26 protein-coding genes are annotated in these 25,237 nt (G+C 64.2%); 9 read left to right on the top strand and 17 right to left on the bottom strand.

The window, feature by feature from the left end; all coding sequences use genetic code 11:
- Nucleotides 1-22 precede the first annotated feature (22 nt).
- On the top strand, nt 23-934 hold the full coding sequence (locus J2Y48_RS03200; RefSeq protein WP_310412571.1) for an EamA family transporter: 912 nt from the start codon (nt 23-25) through the stop codon (nt 932-934).
- Between the two features lie 7 nt (nt 935-941).
- Here J2Y48_RS03200 and J2Y48_RS03195 read toward each other — a convergent pair whose 3' ends face one another.
- Both J2Y48_RS03195 and J2Y48_RS03190 read right to left on the bottom strand, forming a co-directional pair.
- Nucleotides 942-1,409, bottom strand: a complete 468-nt coding sequence (locus J2Y48_RS03195; RefSeq protein WP_310412567.1) for a truncated hemoglobin — start codon at nt 1,407-1,409, stop codon at nt 942-944.
- Nucleotides 1,340-2,305, bottom strand: coding sequence for an EamA family transporter (locus J2Y48_RS03190; protein ID WP_310412564.1), 966 nt, complete (start codon nt 2,303-2,305; stop codon nt 1,340-1,342). The genes J2Y48_RS03195 and J2Y48_RS03190 overlap by 70 nt, the downstream gene beginning before the upstream one ends.
- Before the next feature lie 79 nt (nt 2,306-2,384).
- Here J2Y48_RS03190 and J2Y48_RS03185 point away from each other — a divergent pair, with 79 nt between their 5' ends.
- Complete coding sequence (locus J2Y48_RS03185) at nt 2,385-2,867, top strand: MarR family transcriptional regulator (protein WP_310412561.1); 483 nt, start codon at nt 2,385-2,387, stop codon at nt 2,865-2,867.
- 11 nt (nt 2,868-2,878) lie between these two features.
- Here J2Y48_RS03185 and J2Y48_RS03180 read toward each other — a convergent pair whose 3' ends face one another.
- From J2Y48_RS03180 to J2Y48_RS03170, 3 genes are all read right to left on the bottom strand, one after another.
- A complete protein-coding gene (locus J2Y48_RS03180) occupies nt 2,879-3,478 on the bottom strand; it encodes an NAD(P)H-dependent oxidoreductase (protein ID WP_310412558.1) in 600 nt (199 codons plus the stop codon).
- Nucleotides 3,475-5,085, bottom strand: coding sequence for an exodeoxyribonuclease VII large subunit (gene xseA / locus J2Y48_RS03175; protein WP_310412555.1), 1,611 nt, complete (start codon nt 5,083-5,085; stop codon nt 3,475-3,477). Before xseA ends, J2Y48_RS03180 begins: the two co-directional genes overlap by 4 nt.
- A 69-nt stretch (nt 5,086-5,154) precedes the next feature.
- On the bottom strand, nt 5,155-6,996 hold the full coding sequence (locus J2Y48_RS03170; RefSeq protein WP_310412550.1) for a hypothetical protein: 1,842 nt from the start codon (nt 6,994-6,996) through the stop codon (nt 5,155-5,157).
- 136 nt (nt 6,997-7,132) lie between these two features.
- On the opposite strand from J2Y48_RS03170, the gene J2Y48_RS03165 reads away from it, so the two are divergent.
- Genes J2Y48_RS03165 through J2Y48_RS03155 form a run of 3 tightly spaced genes read left to right on the top strand, consistent with a single transcriptional unit; the run spans nt 7,133 to nt 9,241 of the window.
- Nucleotides 7,133-8,143: a glycosyltransferase gene (locus J2Y48_RS03165; RefSeq protein WP_310412547.1), complete on the top strand. Its 1,011-nt coding sequence runs from the start codon at nt 7,133-7,135 to the stop codon at nt 8,141-8,143.
- Nucleotides 8,144-8,159: 16 nt separating this feature from the next.
- On the top strand, nt 8,160-8,879 hold the full coding sequence (locus J2Y48_RS03160; RefSeq protein ID WP_310412544.1) for a class I SAM-dependent methyltransferase: 720 nt from the start codon (nt 8,160-8,162) through the stop codon (nt 8,877-8,879).
- Nucleotides 8,879-9,241 carry a transporter gene (locus tag J2Y48_RS03155; protein ID WP_310412541.1) on the top strand — a complete coding sequence of 121 codons (363 nt, stop codon included), beginning with the start codon at nt 8,879-8,881 and terminating at the stop codon, nt 9,239-9,241. The genes J2Y48_RS03160 and J2Y48_RS03155 overlap by 1 nt, the downstream gene beginning before the upstream one ends.
- A 24-nt stretch (nt 9,242-9,265) precedes the next feature.
- On the opposite strand, the gene J2Y48_RS03150 is transcribed toward J2Y48_RS03155, so the two are convergent.
- Nucleotides 9,266-10,252, bottom strand: a complete 987-nt coding sequence (locus tag J2Y48_RS03150) for a Gfo/Idh/MocA family oxidoreductase (RefSeq protein WP_310412538.1) — start codon at nt 10,250-10,252, stop codon at nt 9,266-9,268.
- Between the two features lie 158 nt (nt 10,253-10,410).
- On the opposite strand from J2Y48_RS03150, the gene J2Y48_RS03145 reads away from it, so the two are divergent.
- On the top strand, nt 10,411-11,361 hold the full coding sequence (locus tag J2Y48_RS03145) for an aldo/keto reductase (protein WP_310412535.1): 951 nt from the start codon (nt 10,411-10,413) through the stop codon (nt 11,359-11,361).
- 166 nt (nt 11,362-11,527) lie between these two features.
- Here the strand turns inward: J2Y48_RS03145 and pheT are convergent, their stop codons facing one another.
- The 7 genes from pheT to J2Y48_RS03110 form a co-directional block, all read right to left on the bottom strand.
- Complete coding sequence (gene pheT, locus J2Y48_RS03140; protein WP_310412532.1) at nt 11,528-13,954, bottom strand: phenylalanine--tRNA ligase subunit beta; 2,427 nt, start codon at nt 13,952-13,954, stop codon at nt 11,528-11,530.
- Nucleotides 13,955-13,979: 25 nt separating this feature from the next.
- The gene (gene pheS / locus J2Y48_RS03135; protein ID WP_310412529.1) at nt 13,980-15,065 is read right to left on the bottom strand and encodes a phenylalanine--tRNA ligase subunit alpha; all 1,086 of its coding nucleotides are present in this window, start codon (nt 15,063-15,065) and stop codon (nt 13,980-13,982) included.
- Nucleotides 15,066-15,160: 95 nt separating this feature from the next.
- Nucleotides 15,161-15,562: a 50S ribosomal protein L20 gene (gene rplT / locus J2Y48_RS03130; RefSeq protein WP_310412525.1), complete on the bottom strand. Its 402-nt coding sequence runs from the start codon at nt 15,560-15,562 to the stop codon at nt 15,161-15,163.
- A 39-nt stretch (nt 15,563-15,601) separates the two neighbouring features.
- On the bottom strand, nt 15,602-15,805 hold the full coding sequence (rpmI, locus tag J2Y48_RS03125) for a 50S ribosomal protein L35 (protein ID WP_108001508.1): 204 nt from the start codon (nt 15,803-15,805) through the stop codon (nt 15,602-15,604).
- 165 nt (nt 15,806-15,970) lie between these two features.
- Nucleotides 15,971-17,335: a HAMP domain-containing sensor histidine kinase gene (locus J2Y48_RS03120; protein ID WP_310412521.1), complete on the bottom strand. Its 1,365-nt coding sequence runs from the start codon at nt 17,333-17,335 to the stop codon at nt 15,971-15,973.
- Nucleotides 17,332-17,997 carry a response regulator transcription factor gene (locus tag J2Y48_RS03115; RefSeq protein ID WP_310412518.1) on the bottom strand — a complete coding sequence of 222 codons (666 nt, stop codon included), beginning with the start codon at nt 17,995-17,997 and terminating at the stop codon, nt 17,332-17,334. The genes J2Y48_RS03120 and J2Y48_RS03115 overlap by 4 nt, the downstream gene beginning before the upstream one ends.
- An 8-nt stretch (nt 17,998-18,005) precedes the next feature.
- On the bottom strand, nt 18,006-18,542 hold the full coding sequence (locus J2Y48_RS03110) for a hypothetical protein (RefSeq protein ID WP_310412515.1): 537 nt from the start codon (nt 18,540-18,542) through the stop codon (nt 18,006-18,008).
- A 532-nt stretch (nt 18,543-19,074) separates the two neighbouring features.
- On the opposite strand from J2Y48_RS03110, the gene J2Y48_RS03105 reads away from it, so the two are divergent.
- The gene (locus J2Y48_RS03105) at nt 19,075-19,467 is read left to right on the top strand and encodes a hypothetical protein (RefSeq protein WP_310412512.1); all 393 of its coding nucleotides are present in this window, start codon (nt 19,075-19,077) and stop codon (nt 19,465-19,467) included.
- 242 nt (nt 19,468-19,709) lie between these two features.
- Here the strand turns inward: J2Y48_RS03105 and infC are convergent, their stop codons facing one another.
- Nucleotides 19,710-20,246 carry a translation initiation factor IF-3 gene (gene infC / locus J2Y48_RS03100; protein ID WP_310412719.1) on the bottom strand — a complete coding sequence of 179 codons (537 nt, stop codon included), beginning with the start codon at nt 20,244-20,246 and terminating at the stop codon, nt 19,710-19,712.
- A 236-nt stretch (nt 20,247-20,482) separates the two neighbouring features.
- On the opposite strand from infC, the gene J2Y48_RS03095 reads away from it, so the two are divergent.
- Both J2Y48_RS03095 and J2Y48_RS03090 read left to right on the top strand, forming a co-directional pair.
- The gene (locus J2Y48_RS03095; protein WP_310412509.1) at nt 20,483-21,310 is read left to right on the top strand and encodes an alpha/beta fold hydrolase; all 828 of its coding nucleotides are present in this window, start codon (nt 20,483-20,485) and stop codon (nt 21,308-21,310) included.
- 108 nt (nt 21,311-21,418) lie between these two features.
- On the top strand, nt 21,419-22,048 hold the full coding sequence (locus J2Y48_RS03090; protein WP_310412506.1) for a transglutaminase-like cysteine peptidase: 630 nt from the start codon (nt 21,419-21,421) through the stop codon (nt 22,046-22,048).
- Between the two features lie 54 nt (nt 22,049-22,102).
- On the opposite strand, the gene mbfA is transcribed toward J2Y48_RS03090, so the two are convergent.
- From mbfA to J2Y48_RS03075, 3 genes are all read right to left on the bottom strand, one after another.
- A complete protein-coding gene (gene mbfA, locus J2Y48_RS03085; protein ID WP_310412503.1) occupies nt 22,103-23,086 on the bottom strand; it encodes an iron exporter MbfA in 984 nt (327 codons plus the stop codon).
- A gap of 87 nt (nt 23,087-23,173) precedes the next feature.
- Complete coding sequence (locus J2Y48_RS03080) at nt 23,174-23,968, bottom strand: pyrroline-5-carboxylate reductase dimerization domain-containing protein (RefSeq protein WP_310412500.1); 795 nt, start codon at nt 23,966-23,968, stop codon at nt 23,174-23,176.
- Between the two features lie 7 nt (nt 23,969-23,975).
- Nucleotides 23,976-25,232 (bottom strand): aminopeptidase, encoded by a 1,257-nt coding sequence (locus tag J2Y48_RS03075; RefSeq protein ID WP_310412498.1) that lies wholly within the window; start codon nt 25,230-25,232, stop codon nt 23,976-23,978.
- Nucleotides 25,233-25,237: the final 5 nt, after the last annotated feature.

Raw genomic sequence — 25,237 nt, 5'->3', positions numbered from 1 at the left:
GTGCCGGCGCGGAGGAGCTGCGATGGATCAAAGGGTAGCGACGAACAGTCCGGGAGATATCGGCAATGCCGCGCACGGCTTGTCGTCAGATCGCGCCGCCTTGCCAAGTGGTGTTGTGTTCTGCCTGCTTTCGATGTCGAGCGTACAGATCGGCTCGGCGCTTTCGGCCGACATGATTGCCGCCTACGGCCCGTTCGCCACGAGCTTCCTGCGTCTTCTGTTCGCCGCGCTGATCCTGATGGCGGTGCTGCGCCCGCCGGTCCGTTCCTACAGTCGGGCGCAATGGAAAAGCGCGATCCTGCTCGGCATCACCATGGCGGCGATGACGGTCTGCTTCTACGCCGCAATCGCGCGCATTCCGCTTGGTCTCACGGTCGCAATCGAATTTCTCGGACCGCTGGCAGTTGCAAGCTTTGGGCTCATTGGCTGGCGGCTGGTCTTGCCGGTCGCAGCGCTCGTTGGCGTCGTGCTTCTCTGTCACAACGGCGAGAGCTGGACCATCGATACCACAGGGCTTTTGCTTGCCTCCGGCTCGGGTGTGGGCTGGGGCTGCTACATTGTCCTGATGAAGAAATCTGGGAGACTTTTCCCGGGGCTGGAGGGACTGGCGATATCGTTGCTCATCGCCGCCATCGCATGCGCTCCCGTCGGGATGCTGCAGGTGCCGAACATGATGTCGCCAACCGTGTTGTCGACGATGCTGGGCTTGGCGATCCTCGTGCCGCTGTTTCCCTACGCACTGGAAATGATCGCGCTCAGGCGCATGCCGACCGCCGCGTTCGGCATCCTCATGAGTCTGGAACCGGCATTCGGCGCACTTTCCGGCTTCCTGATCCTCGGCCAGCCGATGGCGCCGGTGCAAATGCTCGGGACCGCGCTTGTCGTGGCGGCAAGTGCCGCAGTCACGATCAGCGTGAAACCGGAGGAAGCCTAGAAAAGTCTCAGGCTTTCCCTAGAGCCGGATCGTCGTTCGCCGGATTGTAGAACAGGGACAGCACTAGGCTGCGTGCGATCCGCTCCGCCGTTGCCATGAACCAGGCCTTTGCTTCCTGCGATGGCGCGATGTCGTCCAGCGTTGCGGAAAAGAGGCCGAGCCAGACCTGAAACAGCGGCGGATTGATGTTGGCGACTCCCTGGTGCGCCATCACCGGCTTGCCGTCATAGCCGCCGTCCTTGAAGGCAACGGCCGACCAGAAGCGTTTCATCCGCTCCATGTGCTCCGGCCACCGGCCGGAAAGGCGGGCATCGAACACGGGCCCAAGTTCCGGATGGGCGCGCACGCGGCCATAGAAGGTATCGACGAGCACTGGGATGAACGCGGCGGTCACGCCGATCCGGTTCATCTCGTCCGCGGCGCGGATGCGGATCTTTTCGAAGTGGGAGCGGCGGTCGTTTTGGGCTTGGTCCATCGCGTAAGAATAGGCAGACGAGGCGGCGCCCGCAATGGCGCACTTCGCCGCGGCATCTGCGCCAGTTGGCTCAGCCAGACGCTTACCAGCACCACGACCATGCCGGTGACCTGCAGGGCGGTGAGGCTCTGGTCGAGAACGCTCCAGCCAAGGAATACCGCCATGAGCGGGCTGAGAAAGCCAAGCGGCGCAATGGCGGACGGTCCGAGCCGTGACAGGCCGCGGAACCAGAGGAGGTAGGTGAATGCCGCGCCGATGGCGCCGAGGTAGATGAAGCCAAGGAGGTTTTCGCTGGTCAGCGGCGGAAGCGGCGGCTCGAGCAAGAGCGCGACCGGGATCAGGAGGATGCCGCCGGCCGTCAGCTGCCATGCGGTGAAGGCAAGCGGGGAGACTGGCGGCTCCCAATGCCGCGACAACACCGTGCCGAACGCCATTGAAACGGCGCCGGCGAGTCCGGCAACGACCCCGATCGGGTCGAGGCTCGCGCTGGGGGTGAGGACGAGCAGGGCGACGCCGCAAATGCCGGCGATGCCGGCTGCGACCGAAAGGGCACGAATGGGCGTACCCATGACGAACCGCGACAGTCCGATGACGAGCAACGGCTGTATGGCGCCAACCGTGGCCGCGACCCCGCCCGGCAGGCGATAGGCGGAGACGAACAGCATGGCCCAGAAGAAGGAAAAATTGAGCGCACCCAGCAGGAACGTGCGCAGCCACCAGATACCCTGCGGCAACTGGCGGACAATGAGCAGGAGAAGCAGGCCTGCCGGCAGGGCGCGCAGCAGCGACACCGTCATCGGATAGCCGGCCGGAAGGAGCTCGGTCGTGACGATATAGGTGCTGCCCCAGATCGCCGGTGCCATCGCCGTCAGAATCACATCGCGAATGCGGGCCATCAAGTCACTCCTTTATCTTGACGTCAAGATAATGTGCTTTGTCTTGACGTCAAGATAATTTCCGCGATAGCTGGAAAGCATGGATCACGTTGACAGAATTCTCGCCCAATGGAACCGCGAACGGCCAGACCTCGACGTCGGCCCGATGGGGGTGCTTGGCCGCTTCGGTCGCGTTCGCGCGCACCTGTCGCGTGAAATCGAGCGTGTGCTTGCCGAGCATGGTCTTTCCGGTGCCAGTTTCGACGTTCTGGCGACGCTGAGACGTTCCGGCGCACCCTATCGGCTGTCACCCGGCGACCTCCTTGCAACGGCGATGGTGACCTCGGGCACGATGACAAACCGCATCGACCAGTTGGAGAAGGCCGGCCTGGTCGAGCGCGTGCAAAACCCGCAAGACGGCCGTAGCGTGCTGATCAGTCTGACATCAAGAGGATTGGCGCTGGTCGACGAGGCCGTGACGGCCCACGTTGAAAACCAGCACCGCCTTGCCGCGGCACTGAGCCCGGCAGAACAGCGCGAACTGGATGCTCTGCTTCGAAAGTTTCTCACCACATTCGAATAGAGGTGCGACGCCTACAGCCGGGTAACGAGCGCCTTCACCCGTTCGATGTGTGCATCCCTTCTGGCGGCGTCGGCGCGGTCCATGTCGTGCAGCGTGACCATGCGGAAATCGACCCCTTTCGCGCAGAAGGCGGCAATCCCTCTTTTCAGCAGGCGGCGGACTGGGTCACCCATGTAGAGGCGCGCGACCCACCACGGCGAGCCGGTGGTGGTAAAGGCCCAGAACAGCTTGATGTTGGCGAGGCGCGGAATGATGCGCCCGCCCTTCGGATCGTTGTCGAAGGCGACACCGGGGACGAACACGCGGTCGAAGAACCCCTTCAGGATCGCCGGGAAATTGAACCACCACTGCGGGAAGACCAGCACGAGACCGTCGGCAGCCATCAGCCGTTCGACGAAAGGGGCGGCGGAACCCGGATCGTAGCCCTCGGCGAAGTAGCCCGATCGCTCGCTGTCGCTCAGCCGCGGATCGAAGTCCTCGCGATAGAGATCCAGCAGGTCGACCTCATGCCCGAGGGTCTCGAGTGTCGTGCGAACCGCTGTTGCGACGCCGGTGGCATAGCTGTCCTCCAGGGGATGGGCAAGAACGAGGAGAAACCGCCTTCGGCTCAAAACAGCGACCCCTGCTTGGGTGCGGCGGGGTCGGCGGGCGGTTTTGCCGTCTTCCGCTTCGACGGGGCAGGCTCGACGGGCGGCAGGCCGCCAGCCGGCTCCTCCGCGCCGGCGACCGCATCCACCGTGCCGTCGGCGAAGGTGATGGTGATTGCCGCACCCGGGCCGAGTTCGGCTGCCTGCTTGACAGCATGCCCGGCCTCGTCGCGCACCAGCGCATAGCCGCGGCTGAGCACGTTCTTGTAGGACAGCGACTGCAGGACGCGATCCTGGGCCGAGACCAGGGCCTTGCGGCGCGCAATGTCGCCGGCCAGCGCCGCGTCTGCACGCAGCGCAAGGCCGCTCAGGCGATCGCGCGCGTGCGCGCTGCGCACCTGGATGCGGGCCGGTGTGGCCCGCAGTGCGGCGTCGAACGCGGCAAGCCGCGCTCGGCTTTGATCGATGCGGCGCTCGACCACCCGTTCGGCCCGCCGCAGCGCATCGGCCAGCCGCTGGCGGCGTTCACCGATGCGGCCGGAAAGCAATTCCGGTCGCAGATGAGCCGCCGCGCGCTCGAACACGCGGCGCTTGTTGACCGTGTTCATGTGCAGGCCCCGTCCGAGCCCCACTGCCGCCTCATCGAAACGGCGGCGCGGCAGCGCCAGCAACTGATCCAGCGACGGCAGCGCCCGCGCCAGAGCGCGCAGGCCTTGGCCCCGCGCGTCCATCTGGCGAGTGGCCGCTCCCTTCAAGCGCGCAGCCAGAGCGGCGACGGCGGCTTCGAGATCGGCTTTCACCGGCACGGCCATTTCGGCCGCACCCGTCGGGGTCGGCGCGCGCCGATCGGCGGCGTGGTCGATCAGCGTCCAGTCCGTTTCATGACCGACCGCCGAGATCAGCGGGATCCGCGAGGCTGCGGCCGCACGGACGACAGTCTCGTCATTGAAGCTCCAGAGGTCCTCCAGGCTTCCGCCGCCGCGTGCCACGATCAGCACGTCCGGGCGGGGGATCGCACCACCGGCCTCGAATGCATTGAACCCGCGGATCGCCGCAGCGACCTCCTCGCCCGAGCCGTCACCCTGCACCTTGACGGGCCAGACGAGCACGTGAACAGGAAAGCGGTCGGCGAGGCGATGAAGAATATCGCGGATGACGGCCCCTGTCGGCGAGGTGACCACGCCGATGACATGCGGCAGGAAAGGCAGGGGCCGCTTGCGCCCCACATCGAACAGGCCCTCCGCCGCAAGCTTGCGCCGGCGTTCCTCGAGCAGCGCCATGAGCGCGCCGGCACCGGCGGGCTCGAGCGTCTCGATGACGATCTGGTATTTCGACGAGCCCGGGAAGGTGGTGACCTTGCCGGTCGCGATCACCTCCATCCCCTCTTCGGGGCGAAACCGCAGCTTTGAAAAGCTGCCCTTCCAGATGACAGCGTCGATCCGCGCCCGATCGTCCTTCAGGGAGAAATAGGCATGCCCGGACGAGTGCGGACCGCGGTAGCCGGAGATCTCGCCGCGTACCCGCACCTGGTCGAAAGCCTGCTCGACCGTACGCTTGATCGAGCCGGAAAGCTCGGAAACCGAGTATTCGGCAAGATTGGTGGGCGAATCACGGTCCGGAAACATGCTCATGGCCCGATCTTACCGCCCCGGCGCCTCGTTGCCAGAGGAAAGACGCGGTTTCACCCGCCCCGTTTCCAGTCAGTTCGTATCGGCGGCCTCGGGTATGACGCGATAGATCTGCAACTGCGATTCGCCGTTTTGCACCTGCTGGAGATAGGGAGGAACATCGCCGGCGCTGAGGCGCGCATAGAGCCCCTCCGGCTCGGCCCGGGCAAGGCTGCGAACCTGTCCATTGGAAGGGCAGAAGGCCAGCAGTGTCACGCCCGCCCCGCGCAGAAAGGCTTCGGCCTGCTTGGGCGCGGACAGGCCGATGTGCAATTCGGTCAGCATACCACCCTGGTTGCGATGGTAGGGCGCCGAAAGAGCGCGATGCCGGGTGAAGCGGAGAATCTCGGCACCGAGATCGGACGCCGCCGCGACCACGCTGGTCGGCTCCGCGGCCAGCACGCGCATCGACGCGTGGCTTTCACAGGCGAGATCCGGTTGCGCAGACGCGGATGCCGTGGTTGCGGCGGCGCCTTGGCCTGTGGCCATCGTCAGCAAAAAGCCCGCGATCGCCCAAACCGATGACACCGAGGCCAGGGTGAGCGCCGCGAAGCCAAGTCCCAGCCGCAGGTTCTTCGTGTCGGCGTTCGCCCGGCGCCGCAGGTCGGCAATCGCCAGCGCGAGCGGTGGCATGGCGACAAGATTGGTGAAGACGTTGCCCCTGACCTGGACCAGCGAGATGGTAAAGGCCGCCACCAGCAGCGCCAGGAAACTCAGATGCGCCTCCACCCTGTCGCGCCGCAGGAGCCGACCCAGGCAAACGACAATGGCGATTAGCCCCGGCAGATAGAACGCAGCCAATGGCGCGGGATCGTATCGCCATTGGCCGAAAATAGATTGGGCCTCGGTCACCGACGAGAGCCAGAAGGTGACCAGCATCGGATCGAGGTCGGCGAGCGGACTGCGCAGGCAGTTTGGCGCGATCAAAACCGCTGCCCCGGCCAGTACGCTTCCTGCCGTCGCCAGGGCCGCCAGCCGCGCCCTGCCGTTCCATCCGCTCGCGGTCGAGGCAACCAGGAAGAGCGCGGCGCCCCCGTAGGTCGCCAGCGCGTAATAGCCGTAGGACAGGTTATCGCAAGTGACCTGCCGATAGAGCGCCGGCGGCACCGTGGCAAAGAAAGTGATGGTCGCCGTCGCCGCAAAGGACATGCCGAACGCGGCTGCGGCCCGACGATAGATTTCACCATGCCAGGCCCAGCGCAGGGCGACGATGAGGCAGACAACCGCGACCAACGGCGTTGTCTCGGCGCCAATGGCGATCGCCAGTGCGCAGAGAAGGCCGGCGATTGCATAGCTTCGTGCACTGTGCCGCGGGTCTACCAGCATCGCTGCTATCATTGCCAGCAGCGCAAGCTGGACATTGTGATGATCGATCGCACCGGGCTGGAAACGCCCGGCGGACAGGACAAACATCGACGCCAGAACGAGCGCGGCGTGCATGGTCTCCTGGCCGCCGAGGCGAAAACCCGCCAAGCCGATTCCGAACAGAACCGGTGCGATCATCAACAGCGGCCAAACCGTCAGCGCCGCGGCTTCGGCCCTTTCCGGCGACAGAAACAGGCCGAAGCCTTCGATCAGGTTGGCGATCGGCAAATCGATCAGACGCGACCAATGCATGAGCGTGCCGCCGGCGAGACCGAGGCGATACTGCGTCATGTCGAACCAGCCCTGGCCAGCAAGCAGGTCGCGCACCTGGACCAGCCGCATGGCGTCGTCATTGTCGGGCCCGACATAGTCGGTCGCAAAGGGCAGCGTTGTGGCCAATACAAGGATCATCGCCGCGAGCACGTAGAACGCCATCGCCCGAAGCGGCAACTTCGCGGTCTCTTCGGTGGCGGCAGCACCCTCGACTGTAGCTGCCTGCAAGTTCGTCATCGGGCATCCCACGTCGCTGACATTTTTCGTCCGCGAAACCTAGCCTTAACCTTCTCAAGAAATAGTAAAGCGCGCGGGGTCTGGCGCGCCTGCAGGCCGCCCGCATGGCTCATCTCGGGCGGGGCACGGTATCCACATGACGCAAGATACGCCAGCGGCGTTGGACGTGGCCGTCCTCCTGCCCTGCTACAACGAAGCGCAGACGATCGGTGCCGTCGTGACCGGGTTCAAGGCGTCGCTGCCCGGCGCGCGAATCTATGTCTACGACAACAATTCGACCGACGGCACCGCGTTGCGCGCCCTTCTTGCCGGCGCCACGGTCGTGCGCGAACGCCGCCAGGGCAAGGGCAACGTCGTGCGGCGGATGTTCTCGGATATCGACGCCGACATCTATGTCATGGCCGACGGCGACGGAACCTATGCGCCGCAGGACGCGCAGCAACTGATCGACACGCTGCTGTCGGAGCGCGCCGACATGGTGGTCGGCACGCGCCGCGGCGTGCATGCCGATGCCGGCCGGCAGGGGCATGCGTTCGGCAACCGAATTTTCAACATCCTCTATCGCAAGCTCTTCGGCACGGACTTCACCGATATCTTCTCCGGCTACCGCGTCTTCTCCCGCCGTTTCGCCAAGAGCTTCCCGGCGCTTTCCGGCGGCTTCGAAATCGAGACGGAGATGTCGGTGCACGTCTCGCGCCTGAAGCTGCCGGTCTGCGAGATCGAGCTTGATTACGGTCGCCGCCCCGAGGGGTCGCATTCCAAGCTCTCCACCTTTCGCGACGGAAGCAAGATCCTCTGGATGTTCGCCATGCTGATGAAGGAGACTAGGCCGTTCACCTTCTTCGGCGCCATCAGCGGCGCGATCATGCTGGCAAGTCTCTGCTTCATGACACCGGTCCTGACGGAATATTTCGAGACCGGTCTCGTCACGCGCCTGCCGACATGGGTCCTCTCCATGGCGCTGATGATGGTCTCGTTCCTGGTCTTTGCGGCCGGCTTGATCCTCGATTCGCTCGCGCGGGCGCGCAGCGAGCAGTTGCGCATGCACTACATGACGTTGCCGGCCAACGCATGGATGCTTGTCGAACACACTCACGGGCAACTGGTCAGCGGCGACAAGCCGGAACAGCCAGACGTCGCGGCCTGACCGCGAAAGGAGACGCATGAATAGGGAAACGACCAATCGGATTCGGTTCGTCATCGAAGACCTGCTGCCGCCGATCCTGCGCGATTCCGCCTTGTTTCGTACCGCTGCAAGGCTGGTCTGGGGCGAGCATATCGTAAAGCTTGCACGCTTTCGCGAGCGCGCGCCCTTCCTGACCGCCGGCGAATACGAGGATCTCTATCGGCATCATCCGCGCGTCCATGCCGGCACCGACAATTCCGCCGCTTGCATTGCGCGCATCGTCGCATCGATCGACGGAACGAGCGTCTGTGATGTCGGTTGCGGCACCGGCGCGCTTCTCAGCCACATTCGCGCTGCCAATCCCGGTCTCACGCGTCAGACAGGCGTCGACTTTGTCGTCGACGATGCCGCCAGGCTCGACGGCGTGGAATATGTCGCCGCCATGATCGAGGCGCTACCGTTTGCCGACGGCGAATTCGATACAGTCGTCTGCACCCACGTGATCGAGCACGTCCTCGATTATCGAAGGGCGATTGCCGAGCTGCGCCGCATCGCCCGCAGGCGCCTGATCATCGTCGTTCCCCGCGAACGCGAGTACCGATACAGCTTCAATCCACACTTCAACTTCTTTCCCTACACGCATTCCTTCCTGCGCGCCGTCCATCCGGTGCCGCAGAGCCACCTGTGCATCGACATCGGGCGTGACATTTTCTATTGCGAGGAACGGCTGCAGGGCGAGCTGGAGCAAGCGGCGTGATGCCGGAAAACTACAATTCCGCTCTTTGGATCGGCCTGCTCGGCACGCCCCTTCTGATCGCGACGGGCCAGGTTCTCTTCAAGCTGACCAGCGCAACCGCCGGGGAATTCGGTTTGCGCGGGCTTTTTCAGTTGCTGTTCAACCCGCTGATGATTACCGCGCTTGCCATCTACGGCATCGGCACCGTCATCTGGATTTTTGTCCTCAAGTCGGTGCCGTTGACGATCGGCTATTCCTTTATGGCGCTGACATTCTGCTTCGTCCCTCTTCTTGCCAGCATCTTCCTGGGCGAGGCACTGAGCCTTCGCTATTTTGTCGGCGCGCTCCTCATCATCGGCGGGATGATTGTCATCAACACCTAGGGCCAGGATCCGAGCTGAGCGGCTTCAGACGTCCTCCCAGCCGTTCTTCTCGCTGGCACGGTAGATCGCGTCGATGAACTTCTGGTTTGCCACCGAACTCTCGAGCGTCACCACTTCTTCCGCCTCGCCCATCGCCGCCCGTGAAAACGCCTCGACCTCGAGCCTGTACTGGCGGGCGTCCTGATAGCGGATCAATTGCGACTGCGAATGGTTCTGGTTGGTCAGTTCGACCTCTTCGGCGCCATAGCGATCGGCGTTGAACGGCGACTTGACCTCGATAAAGCCCTGGTCGCCGTGAAAGACCATCAGCTGGCGCGCGGCGAGCTGGGTGGAGACGTAGAAGCTCAGTTCGAAGGCGCCGAAATCGGCCCGCACGCTCGAGTAGATATCGGTGCCGAACTGGGGATCGAGCTCCGTCGTCGCCTGCACGCGCAGCGGTTCCTTGCCCGTGACAAAGCGGGTCGTGATCGTCGGATAGACGCCGATATCCGGCAGGCCGCCGCCGCCGAGTTCGGGAATGTTGCGCATGTTGGCGGGGTCGCGGTTGAAATAGGTGAACGCCCCTTGAACATGGCGCAGCCGGCCGATCGCGCCGTCCTTCAACAGCTCGCGCACCTTGCGCCAGACCGGGCTGTAGGTGACCATGTAGGCTTCAGACACCAGCACCTTGTTGCGATCGCGCGCGGCGATCAGCGCGTCGATCTCTGAGGCCTTCAACGCGATCGGTTTTTCGCAGAGGACGTGCTTGCCGGCGTCGGCCGCCTTGATCGTCCATTCGACATGCTGCGAGGTGGGAAGCGGGATGTAGACCGCATCGACCAGGTCGGAGGCGAGCATCTCCTCGTAGGAGCCGAAGGCGTGCGGCACCGAGAAGCGGTCCGCCATTGCGCGGGCCTTGGAAAGGTCGCGGCTGGCAATGGCAGTCACGACACAGTTCTCCGCGTCCTGGATCGCGGGCACGACGAGTTCGCGGCCGATCTTGGCCGTGGACAGGATACCGAAACGCAGCATGGCAGATCCTCCTCAAATCCGGGAGCAACCTAATCCCGAGGGCAGGTAGCGGGCAAGTGCGATCGCAGGCAACAATTCGCCAATCTGCGCGTGCAATCGAACCGGTGCCATCCTATGCTCGCTCCTCCATCCTACCCCACCGATTTCGGAGAATTCTCATGCAGAAACGTCCCCTTGGCCGCACCGGCCTCGACATCGCGCCGCTTGTCTTCGGCGGCAACGTCTTCGGGTGGACGGCGGACGAGAAGACGTCATTCTCATTGCTCGATGCCTTCACGGGTGCTGGCTTCGACGCCATCGACACCGCCGATGTCTATTCCGCCTGGGCACCCGGCAACAAGGGCGGCGAATCGGAGACCATCATCGGCAACTGGCTGAAACGGTCGGGGCGCGCCCGCGACAGCGTCGTGCTGATCACCAAGGTCGGTTCCGACATGGGGCAGGGGCATCGGGACCTGTCGAAAAAATGGATCCTGCAGGAGGTCGAGGCCTCGCTGAACCGGCTCCAGACCGACCACATCGATCTCTATCTCTCGCACTGGCCGGATGAGCGCACCCCGTACGAGGAGACGCTCGAGGCGCACGCCGCGCTCGTCAAGGCCGGCAAGGTGCGCGCCTTCGGCGCCTCCAACCTCGACGCCGGACAATTGCAGGCCTCCTTCGACGCCGCGGACAAGGCAGGCTTGCCGCGCTATGGGGCCTTGCAGCCGGAGTACAATCTGTATGACCGCGCAGGCTTCGAAGGGCCGCTGGCCGAGCTATGTCAGCGAGAGCATATCGGCGTGATTACCTATTATAGCCTCGCGAGTGGTTTCCTGAGCGGAAAGTACCGGTCGCTTGCCGACACGAAAGGCAAGGCACGCGGTGGAGGGGTTGTGGACTATCTGGACGACAAGGGCATGCGGATCCTCGCCGCACTCGACAGGGTCGGCGCCGACACGGGCGCCAAGCCCGCCGAGATTGCGCTGGCCTGGCTGATGGCCAAGCCTGCCGTAACCGCACCGATTGCAAGCGCGACAAGCCTTGACCAATTGGAGAGCCTGGTGAAATCGGCCAACCTTCGGCTCTCTGCCGACCATATCGCCGCGCTCGACGCCGCGGGCGCCTGATCGCGGTTGCTCCAGAGACCCACGCCGTCTGACGGGCAGGCCGAGGAGCGAGGCTGGTTAGCGCCTGAAGATTTCACCCAGGCGCCCGTCCGGCTGGTCTGCAAATGAAAACGGGGATTGGCAAACCAATCCCCGTTTCGTTGTCATCATGTGGCATTCGCGCCTTTCAGGCGCGCAACACGCCGCCGGTCGCCTTGGCGACATTCGCGACGATCTTGGCCGTCAGTGCCTCGAAATCCTCGTCGGTCAGGGTCTTGTCGGTCGGCTGGATGACGACCTCGATCGCGATCGACTTCTTGCCCTCGCCAAGCGAAGCACCCTCGAACACGTCGAAGACGTTGACGGCGGTCACCAGCTTGCGGTCGGCGCCGAGGGCCGCGCGCTGAACCGCGCCCGCCTCGATCGCCTTGTCGACCACGAAGGCGAAGTCGCGCTTGACCGCCTGGAAGGGCGACAGTTCGAGCGCCGCCTTGGTGCGGGTCGCCTTCTTCTTCGGCTCCGGCATTGCGTCGACGAAGATCTCGAAGCCGCAAAGCGCGCCGGAGACGTCGAGGGCTGCGAGCGTCTTCGGATGGAATTCGCCGAAATAGCCGAGCACGATCTTCGGGCCCATCTTGATGGTGCCGGAGCGGCCGGGGTGATACCAGGCGGGGCCGCCCGGCTCGATCTGGACATTGCCCATCGGCAGGCCGCAGGCCTCGATCACCGCCAGCGCATCGGCCTTGGCGTCGAAGACGTCGACGGGCTTGCCGCCGCCCTTTGCCGCGTTCGACCAAAGCCGGCCGGCACCGGCCAGCGAGGCCGTACCGCGGCGAACGCCGCCGGCAACTCGGCGCTGGCCTTCCGGCCGGTCGTTCTCATAGGTGCCGGAGACCTCGAAGATCGCCACGTCGCCATAGCCCTTGTCGGCATTGCGCCGCGCGGCCGTCAAGAGACCTGGCAGCAGCGACGGCCGCATGTCCGACATGTCGGAGGCGATCGGGTTCGACAGTGCCAGTTCCGGCGCGCCGCCGCCGAAGAGCTCGGCCTGCGCCTTGGGGATGAACGACCAGGTGACGGCCTCCATCATGCCGCGCGAGGCAAGCGCGCGCTTCGCCAGGCGCGAGCGGATCTGCAGCGTGGTGAGGATCTTGGCATTGACGCTGTTGTGGCTTTCAAGCGGCGCGGCATGGATGTTGTCGACGCCGTGGATGCGCATGACCTCCTCGACGAGGTCGGCCTTGCCGTCGACGTCGGGCCGCCAGGAGGGGACGGAGACCGACAGTCGCTCGCCGGAGCCGGACACGCCGAAGCCGAGCTTGCCCAGAATATCGCGGCTCTCCTCCGAAGAGATTTCCAGACCCGTCAGCCGCTTGACCTCGGAGACCGGGAAATCGACGACCTTCGGCGCGTACCCCTTGTAGCCGACCACGTCTGCCTTGGCCGCGATGCCGCCGCACAGCTCGATGACCAACTCGGTGGTGCGCTCCAGCCCAGGCACCATGTATTCCGGATCGACGCCGCGCTCGAAGCGGTAGCGCGCATCGGTGATGATGCCGAGCGTGCGGCCGGTCTTGGCGATGTTCATCGGATCCCACAGCGCCGATTCGATCAGCACGTCGGTGGTGTTCTCGTCGCAGCCCGAGTGCTCGCCGCCCATGACGCCGCCGATCGACTCGACGCCCTCGGCATCGGAAATCACGACGTTGGCGGGCGACAGCGTGTATTCGCGCTGGTCGAGCGCCAGCACCGTCTCGCCTTCCCTGGCGCGGCGGACCGTCAGGTTGCCCTTGACCTTGGCGGCGTCGAACACGTGCATCGGCCGGCCCTGGTCGAAGGTCATGTAGTTGGTGATGTCGACGAGCGCGTTGATCGGACGCAGGCCGATCGCCAGCAGCCGCTGCTGCATCCAGCGCGGGCTCGGGCCGTTCTTCACCCCGCGCACGAGGCGGAGCGCGAAGCCGGGGCAGAGATGCGTGTCCTCGCCAAGCTCGAGCGCCACCTTCACCGGCGTCTCGCCTTCCGTCCGGAAGGAGGGGGCGGCGCGTGTTTTCAGGGTGCCAAGGCCGGAAGCCGCCAGGTCGCGGGCGATGCCGAAGACGCTGGTGCAGTCCGGGCGGTTCGGCGTCAGATTGATCTCGATGACCGGATCGTCGAGGCCGGCGTAAGCTGCAAAGCTCGTGCCGATCGGTGCATCCGCGGGAAGATCGATGATGCCGTCGTGATTGTCCGACATCTCGAGCTCTTTTTCCGAGCACATCATGCCACGGCTCTCGACGCCACGGATGTTACCGACGGAAAGGGTGACGTCGATGCCGGGGACGTAGGTGCCGGGGGCGGCAAAGGCGCCGACGAGACCCTCGCGGGCGTTCGGTGCGCCGCAGACGACCTGCACGGGAGCGCCCGAGCCGGTATCGACCATTAGCACGCGCAGCTTGTCGGCGTTCGGGTGCTGCTCGGCGGAAACCACCTTGGCGATGACGAAGGGCTTGAAGGAAGCCTTGTCGTCAACCTCTTCGACTTCCAGCCCGATCGACGTCAGGCGTTCGCAGATCTGTTCGAGCGTGGCGTCCGTTTCCAGATGCTCTTTCAGCCAGGAGAGTGTGAATTTCATCGTTCTAGATCCTTACGCGCACCGCTTACGCACTCAAACCGCCGAACAGGGTCGGCATGTCGAGGGGGCGGAAGCCGTAGTGGTTCATCCAGCGGACATCGGCGTTGAAGAAGTCACGCAGGTCTGGCATGCCGTATTTCAGCATGGCGATGCGGTCGAGGCCCATGCCCCAGGCAAAGCCTTGATACTCGTCCGGGTCGAGGCCGCCGGCGCGCAATACGTTCGGATGCACCATGCCGCAGCCGAGGATTTCCATCCAGTCGGTGCCCTCGCCGAACTTGACGATCGGGCCGGAGGAACGGTCGCACTGGATGTCGACCTCGAAGGAGGGCTCGGTGAAGGGGAAAAAGGACGGGCGGAAGCGCATCGTCACGCCGTCGACCTCGAAGAAGGCCTTGCAGAATTCCTCGAGCACCCAGCGCATGTTGGCGACGTTCGCGGTCTTGTCGATGACGAGGCCCTCGACCTGGTGGAACATCGGCGAGTGCGTCGCGTCCGAATCCTGGCGGTAGGTCTTGCCGGGAATGATGATGCGGATCGGCGGGCTTTGCGCCTCCATCGTGCGGATCTGCACCGGCGAGGTGTGCGTGCGCAGCACCTTGCGCTCGCCGTTTTGATCCGGCGGGAAGAAGAAGGTGTCGTGCATCTCGCGCGCCGGGTGGCCCTCGGGGAAGTTCAGCGCGGTGAAGTTATAGTAGTCGGTCTCGATGTCCGGGCCCTCGGCGATGGAGAAGCCCATGTCGGCGAAGATCGCGGTAATCTCGTCGATGATCTGGCTGATCGGATGGATGCGGCCGCGCTCGGCCGGCGAGGAGCGGACCGGAAGGCTGACGTCGACGGTCTCGGCTGCGAGCCTTGCAGCGATCGCCGCGTCGCGCAGTTCGCTCTTGCGGACGACGATCGCGTCCGTCAACTCGTTCTTCAGCGCGTTGATCGCCGCACCCCGCGTCTGGCGCTCTTCCGGCGTCATCGTGCCGAGCGTCTTCAGGAGTTCGGAGACGGAGCCCTTCTTGCCGAGGGCCGCCACGCGCACGGCTTCGATGGCCGTTTCATCGCCGGCGGCCGCGACATCCGCCAACAGGGTGTGTTTCAGGGAATCGAGATCGGACATCGTTCAAATCCATTGGCTCAAAGAAAAACCCGCGCCAGCCCTGCCAGCGCGGGTTTCCCAACTTCTATGTACAAAAGGCTTGGGAAGCGCTGGTCTTAACGAACCGCGCTTTCAAACTCGTTCGCCGTGCCGGCGTCCTTGAGGTACTCAAGGGCCTTCTTCGAAGCTGCGACGAGGGCGCCGAAGGCTGCCGGCTCATGGATCGCCATGTCGGACAGCACCTTGCGGTCGACTTCGATGCCGGCCTTGTTCAGGCCGTCGATGAAGCGGCCGTAGGTCAGACCGAATTCGCGGACGGCAGCGTTGATGCGCTGGATCCAGAGAGCGCGGAAGTTGCGCTTGTTCACCTTGCGGTCGCGGTAAGCGTACTGCTTGGAGCGGTCAACCGCGGCCTTGGCGGCGCGGATGGTGTTCTTGCGGCGGCCGTAAAAGCCCTTGGCGGCCTTCAGGACCTTCTTGTGCTTGGCGTGGCCGACAGTGCCTCTTTTTACGCGCATGTCATGATCTCCTTAACGTATCCAATATGCCTAAAAGTCTCAGAGACCGTTCGGCAGGTAGTTCTTGATGACCTTCTTGCCATCGGCTTCGGCCAGCACCATCGTGCCGCGCGCGTCGCGAATGAACTTGTTGGTACGCTTGATCATGCCATGGCGCTTGCCGGCAGCAGCCGCTACGACCTTGCCCGTCGCGGTGATCTTGAACCGCTTCTTGGCAGACGATTTCGTCTTCATCTTGGGCATTTTGCTACTCCATTCTTCTTTGAATTCGAGACGGCTGACGAGGCGCATCTCCAGCGTAAAGAACGGCCACGGCATGCCCTGCCGGACCGTTCGGACGGGGGCTTGTAACCGAACTGCCCGAAAAGTGCAACCGGGGAATCGGGCGAGCGGCAGGAAGCGGCGGCTTCAGACCGGGATAGGGCTCGGCTTTGGCGTGCCGGCTGCAGGAAAGGCGATCGCCGCCCTCAGTCCCCCAAGCGGTGATCGATCCAGTCTCAGGTCGGCACCATAGGCCTTGGCAATGTCGGCGCTGATCGCCAGTCCGAGCCCGGTCCCGACAGCCGCTCCGTCGAGCTGCGGCAGGAACTGGGTGCCACGTCTCAGGAGCAGGGGACGGTCGCTGTCCGCAATGCCGGGGCCGTCATCCTCGATCGCCACCATGATGGTCCTGCCTTCCGCCTGCGCCGAGAGCCGAATGCGCGAGCGAGCCCATTTTGCAGCATTGTCGAGCAGGTTGCCGAGGCATTCGGCGAGATCCGCCGCATCGACGTCGATTGCCAGGTCCGGATCGATATCGACGTCCCAGGCAATGCCACGCTCGCCGGTCACCGGCCGCAACACGTTGACGAGCTTTCCTCCGAGGCTCATCACCGATGTGGTTGCCATCTGTTCGACGCCCATGCGGGCCGCCTGCAGCTGTCGGTCAGCCCGCTGCCTGATCAGTTCAACCTGTTGCAGGGCCAGCGCGCGATCCTCGCCGGGCAGATGTTCGGCGAGGCTTGAGAGCACCGTCAGCGGCGTCTTCAACCCGTGCGCAAGATCACTGGCACGGGCACGGGCGCGCTCGATGGCCGTTTCCCGCTCGGCCAGCAGCAAGTTGATTTCGCCGACGAGCGGCTGCACTTCGCTGGGGCCTTCCGTGCCGAAATTGCGCTCCCGGCCCGACCGCACCAGCGCAGCCCGCTCCCGCAGCCGCCTCAGCGGCATCAGGCCGATCGCGCCCTGCAACAGCGCGCCCGCGGCGAGCACGCTGGCGGTGGCCAGCAGCATTTGGCGCAGGCTCCCGTGAAAAGCGGTTACGGCGTCGTCCAGTTCCTTTCTCGGAAAGGCGGCCTGGGCCATGAACTGCACCGCGGAAGGCCCGTCGCCCAGGGTGAGGATCTGGCTATGCACCAGGATCGGCGCCCCGTCGGGTCCTTCGGCGATCTCGAAATTCGCGTAGCGATCGACTTGCGCCGCGTCAATCGGGATGATCGTGTCCCAGAGAGAGCGCGAGCGTATGGCATCGCCCGTGACGGGAGAGACCTGCCAGTAGCGCCCGCCCGCCGGCAGGGCAAAGCGCGGGTCGGGTGGCTCGCTTACGAGCGCGATCCTGCCGTCTTCCAGCGTAAGCTGTGCTGCGACCGTATCGACGATCGCCGTCATCTCGCTGCGGTAGCGCCCCACGACGTAGTCGGTGAACAACTGGCTGAGCAGCAGCCACAGCACCAGCAACACCAGGCCGATCGCGACGACCGCTCCCGTTGCCAGAGTCAGTCGCAGCGACCTCATCGATGGTCGTCCGGCAAACAATAGCCGAAGCCGCGCCGCGTCTCGATCGCGCCGCTCTCGGTTTTGCGCCGCAATCGCGCGATCATCGCCTCGACGGCATTCTTGGCCGAATCATCGTCACGTCCCTGGACGTGGCTCGCCAACTCGAACTGCGAGATCACCTGACCGCGGCGTTCGATCAGATAGGCAATCATGCGGTATTCCAGCGGGCTGAGGTCCAGCGGCAGGCCATCGAAACTGACACGCCGGCTCGCCTCGTCGAGAGTGAAGCGGCCGGCGGCCTTGACCGGGTGCAGGCTGGGTGCGGCACGGCGCAGAAGCGCCCTCAGCCGCGCGAGAAGTTCCTCGGTGCGGAACGGCTTCGGCAGGTAGTCGTCGGCGCCGGCGTCGAAGCCGTCGACGCGTTCCATCCACGAGCCGCGGGCGGTCAGCACCAGGACCGGTGTCGCGACACCCGCCTGGCGCCAGCGCTTCAAGATGGACAGGCCGTCCATGCCGGGCAAGCCGAGGTCGAGTATGATCGCCGAATACGCTCCGCTCTCTCCGCGTTCCCAGATCTCGGGGCCATGCGCAAGCGTGTCGACGCCGTATCCCTCCGCTTCGAGCTTCGCCGCGACGTGCACGGCGATGTTTCGGTCGTCCTCGGCTACCAGAATGCGCATGTCCGGCCTCAGAATCCGAAAAAGTTGATGAGCTTGCCAGTGCGGGCGTCGATCCGGTAGTTGCGGATTATTCCCGAGCCGTCCCGCGTTTTCAGGCGGTATACATCGCGCCCGCCATATTGTTTCAGATCAACGGCGATCACGGTGCCGTAACGCCTCTCGTCGACAAGCCGAAGGATATCTTTCAAGGGGAGCACACGCCCCTCCTGGACGGCGGCACGGGCACGCTCCTGATCGGTGCGCTTACCCGAGCCCTTGCGAGACGAATTGCCCCGCGATCCATCATCGTGCCCCTGCTTGTCGTTGTTGCGGTCGTCCTTTTTGCGATCATCCCGGTCATCGCCATCCCGGTCATCACCACCCCGGCCATGGCCACTATGGTCATCGCCGCCCTTGTCGTCGCCGCCCTTGTCGTCGCCGCCCTTGTCGTCGTCACCCTGATCGTCGCCGCCGTTGTCGTCACCGCCCTTGTCGTCGCCGTTGTCATTGTCATTGTCGCCGTGATCGCTGCCGCCACCCGATCGATCTCCGCCGTCGCGGGCCAACGCGCCGATATGGCCTCCCGGCGCAACCGACAGCGCCAGTGACCAGCATAATAGAGCTATGAGTTCGCGGCGCGTCGTAGACATAAATCACCCACTTGCCCGCCACATCCGCAGCGGCATGCCAGTACCCCGCAATTGTGGCGCCACGTCAAGGTCGCGCCCTTGCGAACGGTTCGTCAGGCAGTCTTTTTGACAGCGGATCGCCCCCTGCATCAACGGATGCAGGAGGCGAGTGCGAGGGGACATCCTTCTTGACCGTGAGACTGGCCTCCTCGCTGACCGGCGTGGAGCGGGGCGTTGTCCGCGCCGGTATCGGCGTCCATCAGTTCGCGGGGCGTATGGACACGCTTTCGATCGGTCCGGGTGTACGGCGAATGTCGGAACCATGCGGCTCGACCTTGATGATCCGCTTGCCGTGCTCGAACTCGACCTCCACCTCCAGGGTGCGGCCGAGATTGTCGACGGCGATTAGGGAGCCGTTGAGGAGACCCTTCAGGCTGTGGTTTGATACCTTGAGTTGGGTCTCATACCGGTGGCCATCGTCGTTGACATCGTCGTTGCCGTTGTGCTTGCCGCTGTTGCGGCCGTCTTCAGCGTGGTTGCGACCCCGACCATGATCATTGTCGACCTTGCCCGCGTTGTGGTCCTTGTTGTCATCGTCGTCGTCATCCTGCCGGTCGCCGCCGCGATCATCATTGTCATCGTTTCGGTCGTGCCCGCTGCGATCGTGCCCGCCGCGATGGTCGTCATCGCGGTCACCACCATCGCGGTCGCCATCGTCGCGGTCACCGCCATTGCGGTCACCATCATCGCGGTCGCCGTCATCGCGACCGCCGTGGTTGTCATCCCCTTGATCTCCGCCATCATCATCATCGGCGAGCGCGGCCGCAGAAAGCGGATGGTGCGGAGCGAGTGCGAAGATTGACGCGCCGACCGGCCCGCCGATGATGCCGCATGTCGCGACCGTGGATACCAACAAAGCCTTGCGAAGCGTCGAATGCATGAGCCCTCTCCATCACTGATTGATGACAGGAGCCTGTCACAAGCAAGCTGAGAGGCCGCTGAGAACGTCTGTCAGCATTCTGTCAGGATCGAAGGGAGATTTTGGCCGCAACGAAGAAAGCCGCCTTTTAGGCGGCTTCATCGCTGACATGCGGGAGGCAATGCTCACTTCGGAGCGAGCACCATCATCATCTGGCGGCCTTCCAGCTTGGGCTCGGCCTCGACCTTGGCAATGGCCAGGGTGTCTTCCTTGACCTGCTGCAGGAGCTTCATGCCGAGTTCCTGGTGCGCCATTTCACGGCCACGGAACTTCAGCGTCACCTTGACCTTGTCGCCTTCTTCGAAGAAGCGGTTCATCGCCTTCATCTTCACGTCATAGTCATGCGTGTCGATGTTCGGGCGCATCTTGATTTCCTTGACCTCGACGACCTTCTGCTTCTTGCGCGCTTCCGCCGCCTTCTTCTGGTTGGCGTACTTCAGCCTGCCGAGATCAAGGATCTTGCACACCGGCGGGTCGTTGTTGGGGGAAATCTCCACGAGATCGAGGCCGGCGTCTTCCGCCATGCGAAGGGCCTGATCGGTGGGAACGATGCCGTGGTTCGTGCCTTCGGCATCAATGAGCTGAACCCGGGGGATCCGGATTTCTCGGTTGGAACGCGGGCCGTCCTTGACCGGTGCGTCCGTTTTGAAGGGTCTGCGAATGGTCGTATTCTCCTCGAATAGTTTCGGATAGAGATTGCATTTTCCGGAAGGCGATCTTCACCGACGCGTCGCGCACCAGCGATCGCGGCAATGTGTAGATCACCGAGGCGATGTCAATAGCACGCCGTGCGGAAAAAATCACCCCTGTCCAGCTTTAGGCGAAATCGTGTAGATCGGGCCGTTCAGAGTGTCGAGGCGGCCGCCGGTGCGCCGGCCGCGCAAGTCGGGAGCATCGCATGCAACAGAATGAGAGCAACGGGGCGATTGGGGCGATTGAAAGGCTGACGGTCGGCGACGGCACGGAAAGTCGTGACATCGCCATGGTCCTTTTGCCGCAAAGAGACGGGAACACGTTGCCCCATCTTCTCTGGCTCGGCGGGTATCGCTCGGACATGACCGGCACCAAGGCCGTGGAACTGGCGCGCTTCGCCGAGGAACGCGGCACGGCCTGCATCCGCCTCGACTATTCCGGCCACGGCGCGTCCGGCGGCGCATTCGTGGACGGCACGATATCGCGCTGGCTGGAGGAGGCGCTCGCCGTTGTCGATCACGCGCGCGCCAGGCTTGGTAGCCAGCGCCTTGTCATTGTCGGCTCGTCGATGGGGGGATGGCTGGCGCTTCGCGTGGCGCAGGAGTTGCGGCAGCGCGGTCGGGGAGACGACGTCGCCGGCATGGTCCTGGTCGCCCCCGCGCCGGATTTCACCTCCGAACTGATCGAGCCGAACCTGACGGAAGCCGAACGCGCGTCATTGGCGGAGCGCGGCTTCTTCGAGGAGCCGACGCCCTATGGGCCGGATCCGAATATCTACACCCTCAAGCTGATCGAGGACGGCCGCCGCAACAGGGTGCTCGACGGCGTCATCGATGCGGGATGTCCGATCCACGTGCTGCAGGGCATGGAGGATCCCGACGTTCCCTACACGCATGCGGTCCGGTTGATGGAGCACCTTTCCTGCGATGACGCCGTGTTGACCCTGATCCGCGACGGCGATCATCGATTGTCGCGCCCCGAGGACATCGAAAAGCTGCGGGAGGCGGTATCCCATATCCTGGAGCCGTCATAACCGGCGCCGGTGCGCGCATTTTAACCATGTTGTCGCATTGCCAATTATCGTGATTGACTTCCCTCCCCTCGAAAATTTAACGTTTCGTTAACTATCGAGGGGACACCCATGGCGCGAATGATTGGTGCTAAGGCAATTTTTGTGGCGTTTACGGCCCTATTCGTATCGTCTTCTGCCGCTCTGACTGCCCCCGCCGCCACCGCGAATTCCGCCCTGTCGATGCGCACCGGCGCCGTCACCTCCCAGCCGATCGGCCATTACGAGTTCTGCCAGTCGAACCGTTCGGAGTGTGCCGCGGGCCAACGTGATCCGGGTGCGGCGAAAGTAACTGCCTTCGGCTGGACAATTGTTCGAGAGATCAACGCAGCGGTCAACCGTGACATTACGCCGATGACCGACAAGGAGCTGTTCGGCACCGACGAGCACTGGGCCTACCCCGACGTGGCAGGCGACTGCGAGGATTTCGTGCTGCTGAAACGCCGCAAGCTGATCGAGAAGGGCTTCGCTCCCGCCGACCTCCTCATCACCGTTGTTCGCAAGCCGGACGGCGAAGGACACGCGGTCTTGACCGTGCGCACGACGGAGGGTGATTTCATCCTCGACAATCTTGAGAATGACGTCAGGCACTGGACCGAGACGCCCTACCGCTATCTGAAGCGTCAGGCCTCGTTCCATCCGGGCCGCTGGGTCTCGATCGAGAACGGCGACGCGGTCATGGTGTCGTCGGTCGGCAAGTAAGCCGCGCCTGCTGCCAGTCCGCGGGGTGGACCGGCTTTCACCCCGCTCCAATCCTTACGCATTGCCAATCAGAACGCCGCAGGCAAAGACAAGGCTGCCGCCGAGGACAACCTGGGTTGCAGCCCGCCAGAAGGGCGTGTCCATATAGCGGTTTTGAATGAAGGCGATCGTCCAGAGTTCAACGAAAACGATCGCAACGGCGATGCCCGTCGCCAGGCCAAAATGCGGAATCAGGTAGGGCAATGCGTGGCCGAGGCCGCCGATCGCCGTCATGATGCCGGAGGCGAACCCGCGCTTGACCGGTGAACCACGCCCCGAAATCTTGCCGTCGTCGTGGGCCGCCTCGGTGAACCCCATCGAGATGCCGGCGCCCACGGAGGCCGAGAGCCCCACCAGAAAGGTCTGCCAGGTGTCCTGCGTGGCGAAGGCGGCCGCGAAGATCGGCGCGAGTGTTGAGACCGAACCATCCATCAGACCGGCCAGGCCCGGCTGCACGTACGTCAGGATGAACTGGCGGCGCTCGGCATGCGCCTCCTCTGAAAATGCGGCCTTGCCTTCCTCGCTTTCCTCAAAAAGGCGCGCCTTGTTTTCGTGACCCTTCTCCGCCAGCGCGAGATCCCCCAGCAGCTTGCGGGTCGAGGCATCCGTCGCCCGCGCCGCCGCTTCGAGGTAGAAGCGGTGCGCCGCCTCCTCCATCGCCTTGACGTTGGCGCGGACCGTCTCGATCGGCATGCGCGCAACCAGCCAGTCGGGTTTGCGCTTCGGGAAGTCCCTGATGTACTCGCGCCGGACCAGGGGGATATTGTCGCCGAAACGCTTCACGTGCATGTCGATCAGCCGGCGCCGGTGCTCGTTCTCCTCCTTGGCCATGGCGTCCAGCATGCTGGCAGTGTGCGGAAAGGTGTCCCGCACCCCATTCGCATAGGCAAGGTAGATGCGACCGTCATCTTCCTCCGCCGATATGGCCAGAGCCAGGATTTCCTGTTCGCTGAGGGATTCGAGGGTCCGTTTGGTCGGGCCGAAAAGACGGGTGATCATTGCGAAGCCTGTTCTTTAGAATAATTCTAAACCTAGGACTCGCAGTCGGAGCGGTCAACCCGGCGTTGTCGCTTTTTTTGAACTACATCACAGCGCCGCCATACCCTTCGCCGCGCGCCGCCGCGCCGCGGAAAGCCCCTTGAAGATCGCCGAGTTCACATCGGCCTCGATCATCGCGGCAAGGCCGGCGGCCGTCGTTCCCTGGTACTCCAGGAACATGTCCACAAGCTCGGCGGGCGTTGTCTCAGATTGGGCCATCAGGACGCCGGCGCCCATGAAGAGCTGGCGAACGGCTGCCACTGCCGTGTCCGGGTCGATGCCGGCGCCGATCGCATGGCGTATCATCGCATCGGCAAAAAGCGCCGGGAAGGCGGGGCCCGAACCGGTCAACGCGGTGAAATAATCGAGTTGCGCCTCCTCGCTGATCCCCTGCGCCCGTCCGGAAGCAGAAAAGAAACGGAACACGAAATACGCTTCGTCGTCCGACACGCTGTCGGTGGCAAACCAGGGGGTGAAGGAAAGCCGCTGCTCGGCGCAGGCATTCGGCATCGCACGTACGATCCGCCTGGCACCGAAGCTGCGCGCCAGCGCCTCAGCGGTGACGCCGGCGACGACGGAAATGACGAGCTTGCCGGAAAGGTCGAGCGAAAGCTCGGCAAGATCGTTCGGCCGAACGCAAAGCATGACGACGTCGGAGGCCGCCACAAGCTCGGCGTTATCGGTCGTCATGCGAACGCGCGGCCAGGCGTCGAAGCCGAACATGTCACCCGAGCGGGAGGAGAGGATCAGGCGCTCCGGACGGATGATGCCGTCGGCAAGCGCGGGCCGCAGCAGCGCCCCCGCCAGCCAGCCTCCGCCGCCAATGACGCCGATCGTCTCCATGGGCGGCTCAGGCCCATTCGCCGGCGCGCATCACCGGCGTGCGGCCGCCGTCGGCCCTGATGCCGTCGATGTCGATCTGTCCCGAGCCGATCATCCAGTCGATGTGGATCAGGCTCGAGTTGCCGCCCTGTGCCTGGATCTGTTGCTGGGACAGGTCCGCCCCGCCGACGAAGCACTTGGAATAGCATTGCCCCAGCGCGATGTGGCAGGCGGCGTTTTCATCGAAAAGCGTGTTGTAGAACAGAAGCCCACTCGCCGAGATCGGTGAGGAATGGGGTACCAGCGCCACTTCGCCGAGGCGGCGCGCCCCTTCGTCGGTGTCGAGCACCTTGGTGAGGACCGCCTCGCCCTTCGAGGCGTGTGCCTCGACGATGCGGCCCCCCTCGAAGCGGACGCGGATGTCATCGATCAGCGTGCCCTGGTGCGAAAGCGGCTTGGTGCTGGAGACATGGCCCTCGACCCGCAGCGCGTGCGGCGTCGTGAACACCTCCTCGGTGGGAATGTTGGGGTTGCAGGTGATGCCGTTCTTGGCGACCGATGCACCGCCGTGCCACTCGTGACCGTCTGCAAGGCCCACTGTCAGGTCGGTGCCAGGCCCCCGGAAGTGAAGGGCTGCGAAGCGTTCGCCGTTCAGCCATGCCGAGCGGCTGTGCAGGTTCGCGTTGTGCGCCTCCCAGGCGCTGATGGGGTCTTCGACATCGACCCGTGACGCGGCGAAAATCGCATTGGCGAGCCTTTCGACCGCCATCTCCTCCGGAACGCCCGGAAACACCTGCATCGCCCAGGACGGGCTCGGATAGGAAACAATGTTCCAGTTGATGTCGAAATTGGCGATCTTCTCGAGCGCGGGCTTGTAGGCGAGCGAGTTGGCCTTGTTGGCGCGCGCCACCCTGGCCGGGTCCTCCGACGACAACAGCATCGGATTGTCGCCGGTGATCGCAAGGCGAGCGGCGCCATTGGAGTAGGCCTTCGCCATGCCCTCGTAAAGCCAGCCCGTCGCCCGGTCGAAGCTTTCATCCGGCGCGTGGCGATAGCGTGCGAGCGTCGCTTCCTCGTCGGCGTAGAAGGTGCTGACGAGGCCGGCGCCCGACATGTAGGCATGCTTGGTGATGAGGCGTACGAGCGGCAGGGCGGCGATCGGCGCGGTGATCACCAGATCCTGGCCCTTCTGCAATTGAAGGCCGACCTTGACAGCCACTTCGGCGAGCTTTTCCAGCTTGGCGGGGTCGACCGGGGTGATTGCATTGCGAAGCGGTGCGTTCATCGGTT

Origin of the sequence: Mycoplana sp. BE70, from assembly GCF_031455855.1 — a bacterium.
Lineage (GTDB): Bacteria > Pseudomonadota > Alphaproteobacteria > Rhizobiales > Rhizobiaceae > Mycoplana.
Note: the sequence above shows the minus strand (reverse complement) of the source record. Positions and strands in the feature narration are given on the sequence as shown.

Bases quoted from the DNA above. Each gene is read 5' to 3' on its own strand.
- J2Y48_RS03150 (WP_310412538.1), bottom strand. From the start codon at position 10,252: ATGCTGCGTTTCGGTATCCTGTCCACGGCCAAGATCGGCCGCGAACTC.
- J2Y48_RS03195 (WP_310412567.1), bottom strand. From the start codon at position 1,409: ATGGACCAAGCCCAAAACGACCGCCGCTCCCACTTCGAAAAGATCCGC.
- J2Y48_RS03185 (WP_310412561.1), top strand. From the start codon at position 2,385: ATGGATCACGTTGACAGAATTCTCGCCCAATGGAACCGCGAACGGCCA.
- mbfA (WP_310412503.1), bottom strand. From the start codon at position 23,086: ATGATCACCCGTCTTTTCGGCCCGACCAAACGGACCCTCGAATCCCTC.
- J2Y48_RS03075 (WP_310412498.1), bottom strand. From the start codon at position 25,232: ATGAACGCACCGCTTCGCAATGCAATCACCCCGGTCGACCCCGCCAAG.
- J2Y48_RS03155 (WP_310412541.1), top strand. From the start codon at position 8,879: ATGCCGGAAAACTACAATTCCGCTCTTTGGATCGGCCTGCTCGGCACG.
- J2Y48_RS03160 (WP_310412544.1), top strand. From the start codon at position 8,160: ATGAATAGGGAAACGACCAATCGGATTCGGTTCGTCATCGAAGACCTG.
- J2Y48_RS03115 (WP_310412518.1), bottom strand. From the start codon at position 17,997: ATGCGCATTCTGGTAGCCGAGGACGACCGAAACATCGCCGTGCACGTC.
- J2Y48_RS03095 (WP_310412509.1), top strand. From the start codon at position 20,483: ATGCAACAGAATGAGAGCAACGGGGCGATTGGGGCGATTGAAAGGCTG.
- J2Y48_RS03190 (WP_310412564.1), bottom strand. From the start codon at position 2,305: ATGGCCCGCATTCGCGATGTGATTCTGACGGCGATGGCACCGGCGATC.
- rpmI (WP_108001508.1), bottom strand. From the start codon at position 15,805: ATGCCCAAGATGAAGACGAAATCGTCTGCCAAGAAGCGGTTCAAGATC.
- J2Y48_RS03145 (WP_310412535.1), top strand. From the start codon at position 10,411: ATGCAGAAACGTCCCCTTGGCCGCACCGGCCTCGACATCGCGCCGCTT.
- pheS (WP_310412529.1), bottom strand. From the start codon at position 15,065: ATGTCCGATCTCGATTCCCTGAAACACACCCTGTTGGCGGATGTCGCG.
- xseA (WP_310412555.1), bottom strand. From the start codon at position 5,085: ATGAGCATGTTTCCGGACCGTGATTCGCCCACCAATCTTGCCGAATAC.
- J2Y48_RS03200 (WP_310412571.1), top strand. From the start codon at position 23: ATGGATCAAAGGGTAGCGACGAACAGTCCGGGAGATATCGGCAATGCC.
- J2Y48_RS03120 (WP_310412521.1), bottom strand. From the start codon at position 17,335: ATGAGGTCGCTGCGACTGACTCTGGCAACGGGAGCGGTCGTCGCGATC.
- rplT (WP_310412525.1), bottom strand. From the start codon at position 15,562: ATGCGCGTAAAAAGAGGCACTGTCGGCCACGCCAAGCACAAGAAGGTC.
- pheT (WP_310412532.1), bottom strand. From the start codon at position 13,954: ATGAAATTCACACTCTCCTGGCTGAAAGAGCATCTGGAAACGGACGCC.
- J2Y48_RS03080 (WP_310412500.1), bottom strand. From the start codon at position 23,968: ATGGAGACGATCGGCGTCATTGGCGGCGGAGGCTGGCTGGCGGGGGCG.
- J2Y48_RS03165 (WP_310412547.1), top strand. From the start codon at position 7,133: ATGACGCAAGATACGCCAGCGGCGTTGGACGTGGCCGTCCTCCTGCCC.
- J2Y48_RS03170 (WP_310412550.1), bottom strand. From the start codon at position 6,996: ATGACGAACTTGCAGGCAGCTACAGTCGAGGGTGCTGCCGCCACCGAA.
- J2Y48_RS03090 (WP_310412506.1), top strand. From the start codon at position 21,419: ATGGCGCGAATGATTGGTGCTAAGGCAATTTTTGTGGCGTTTACGGCC.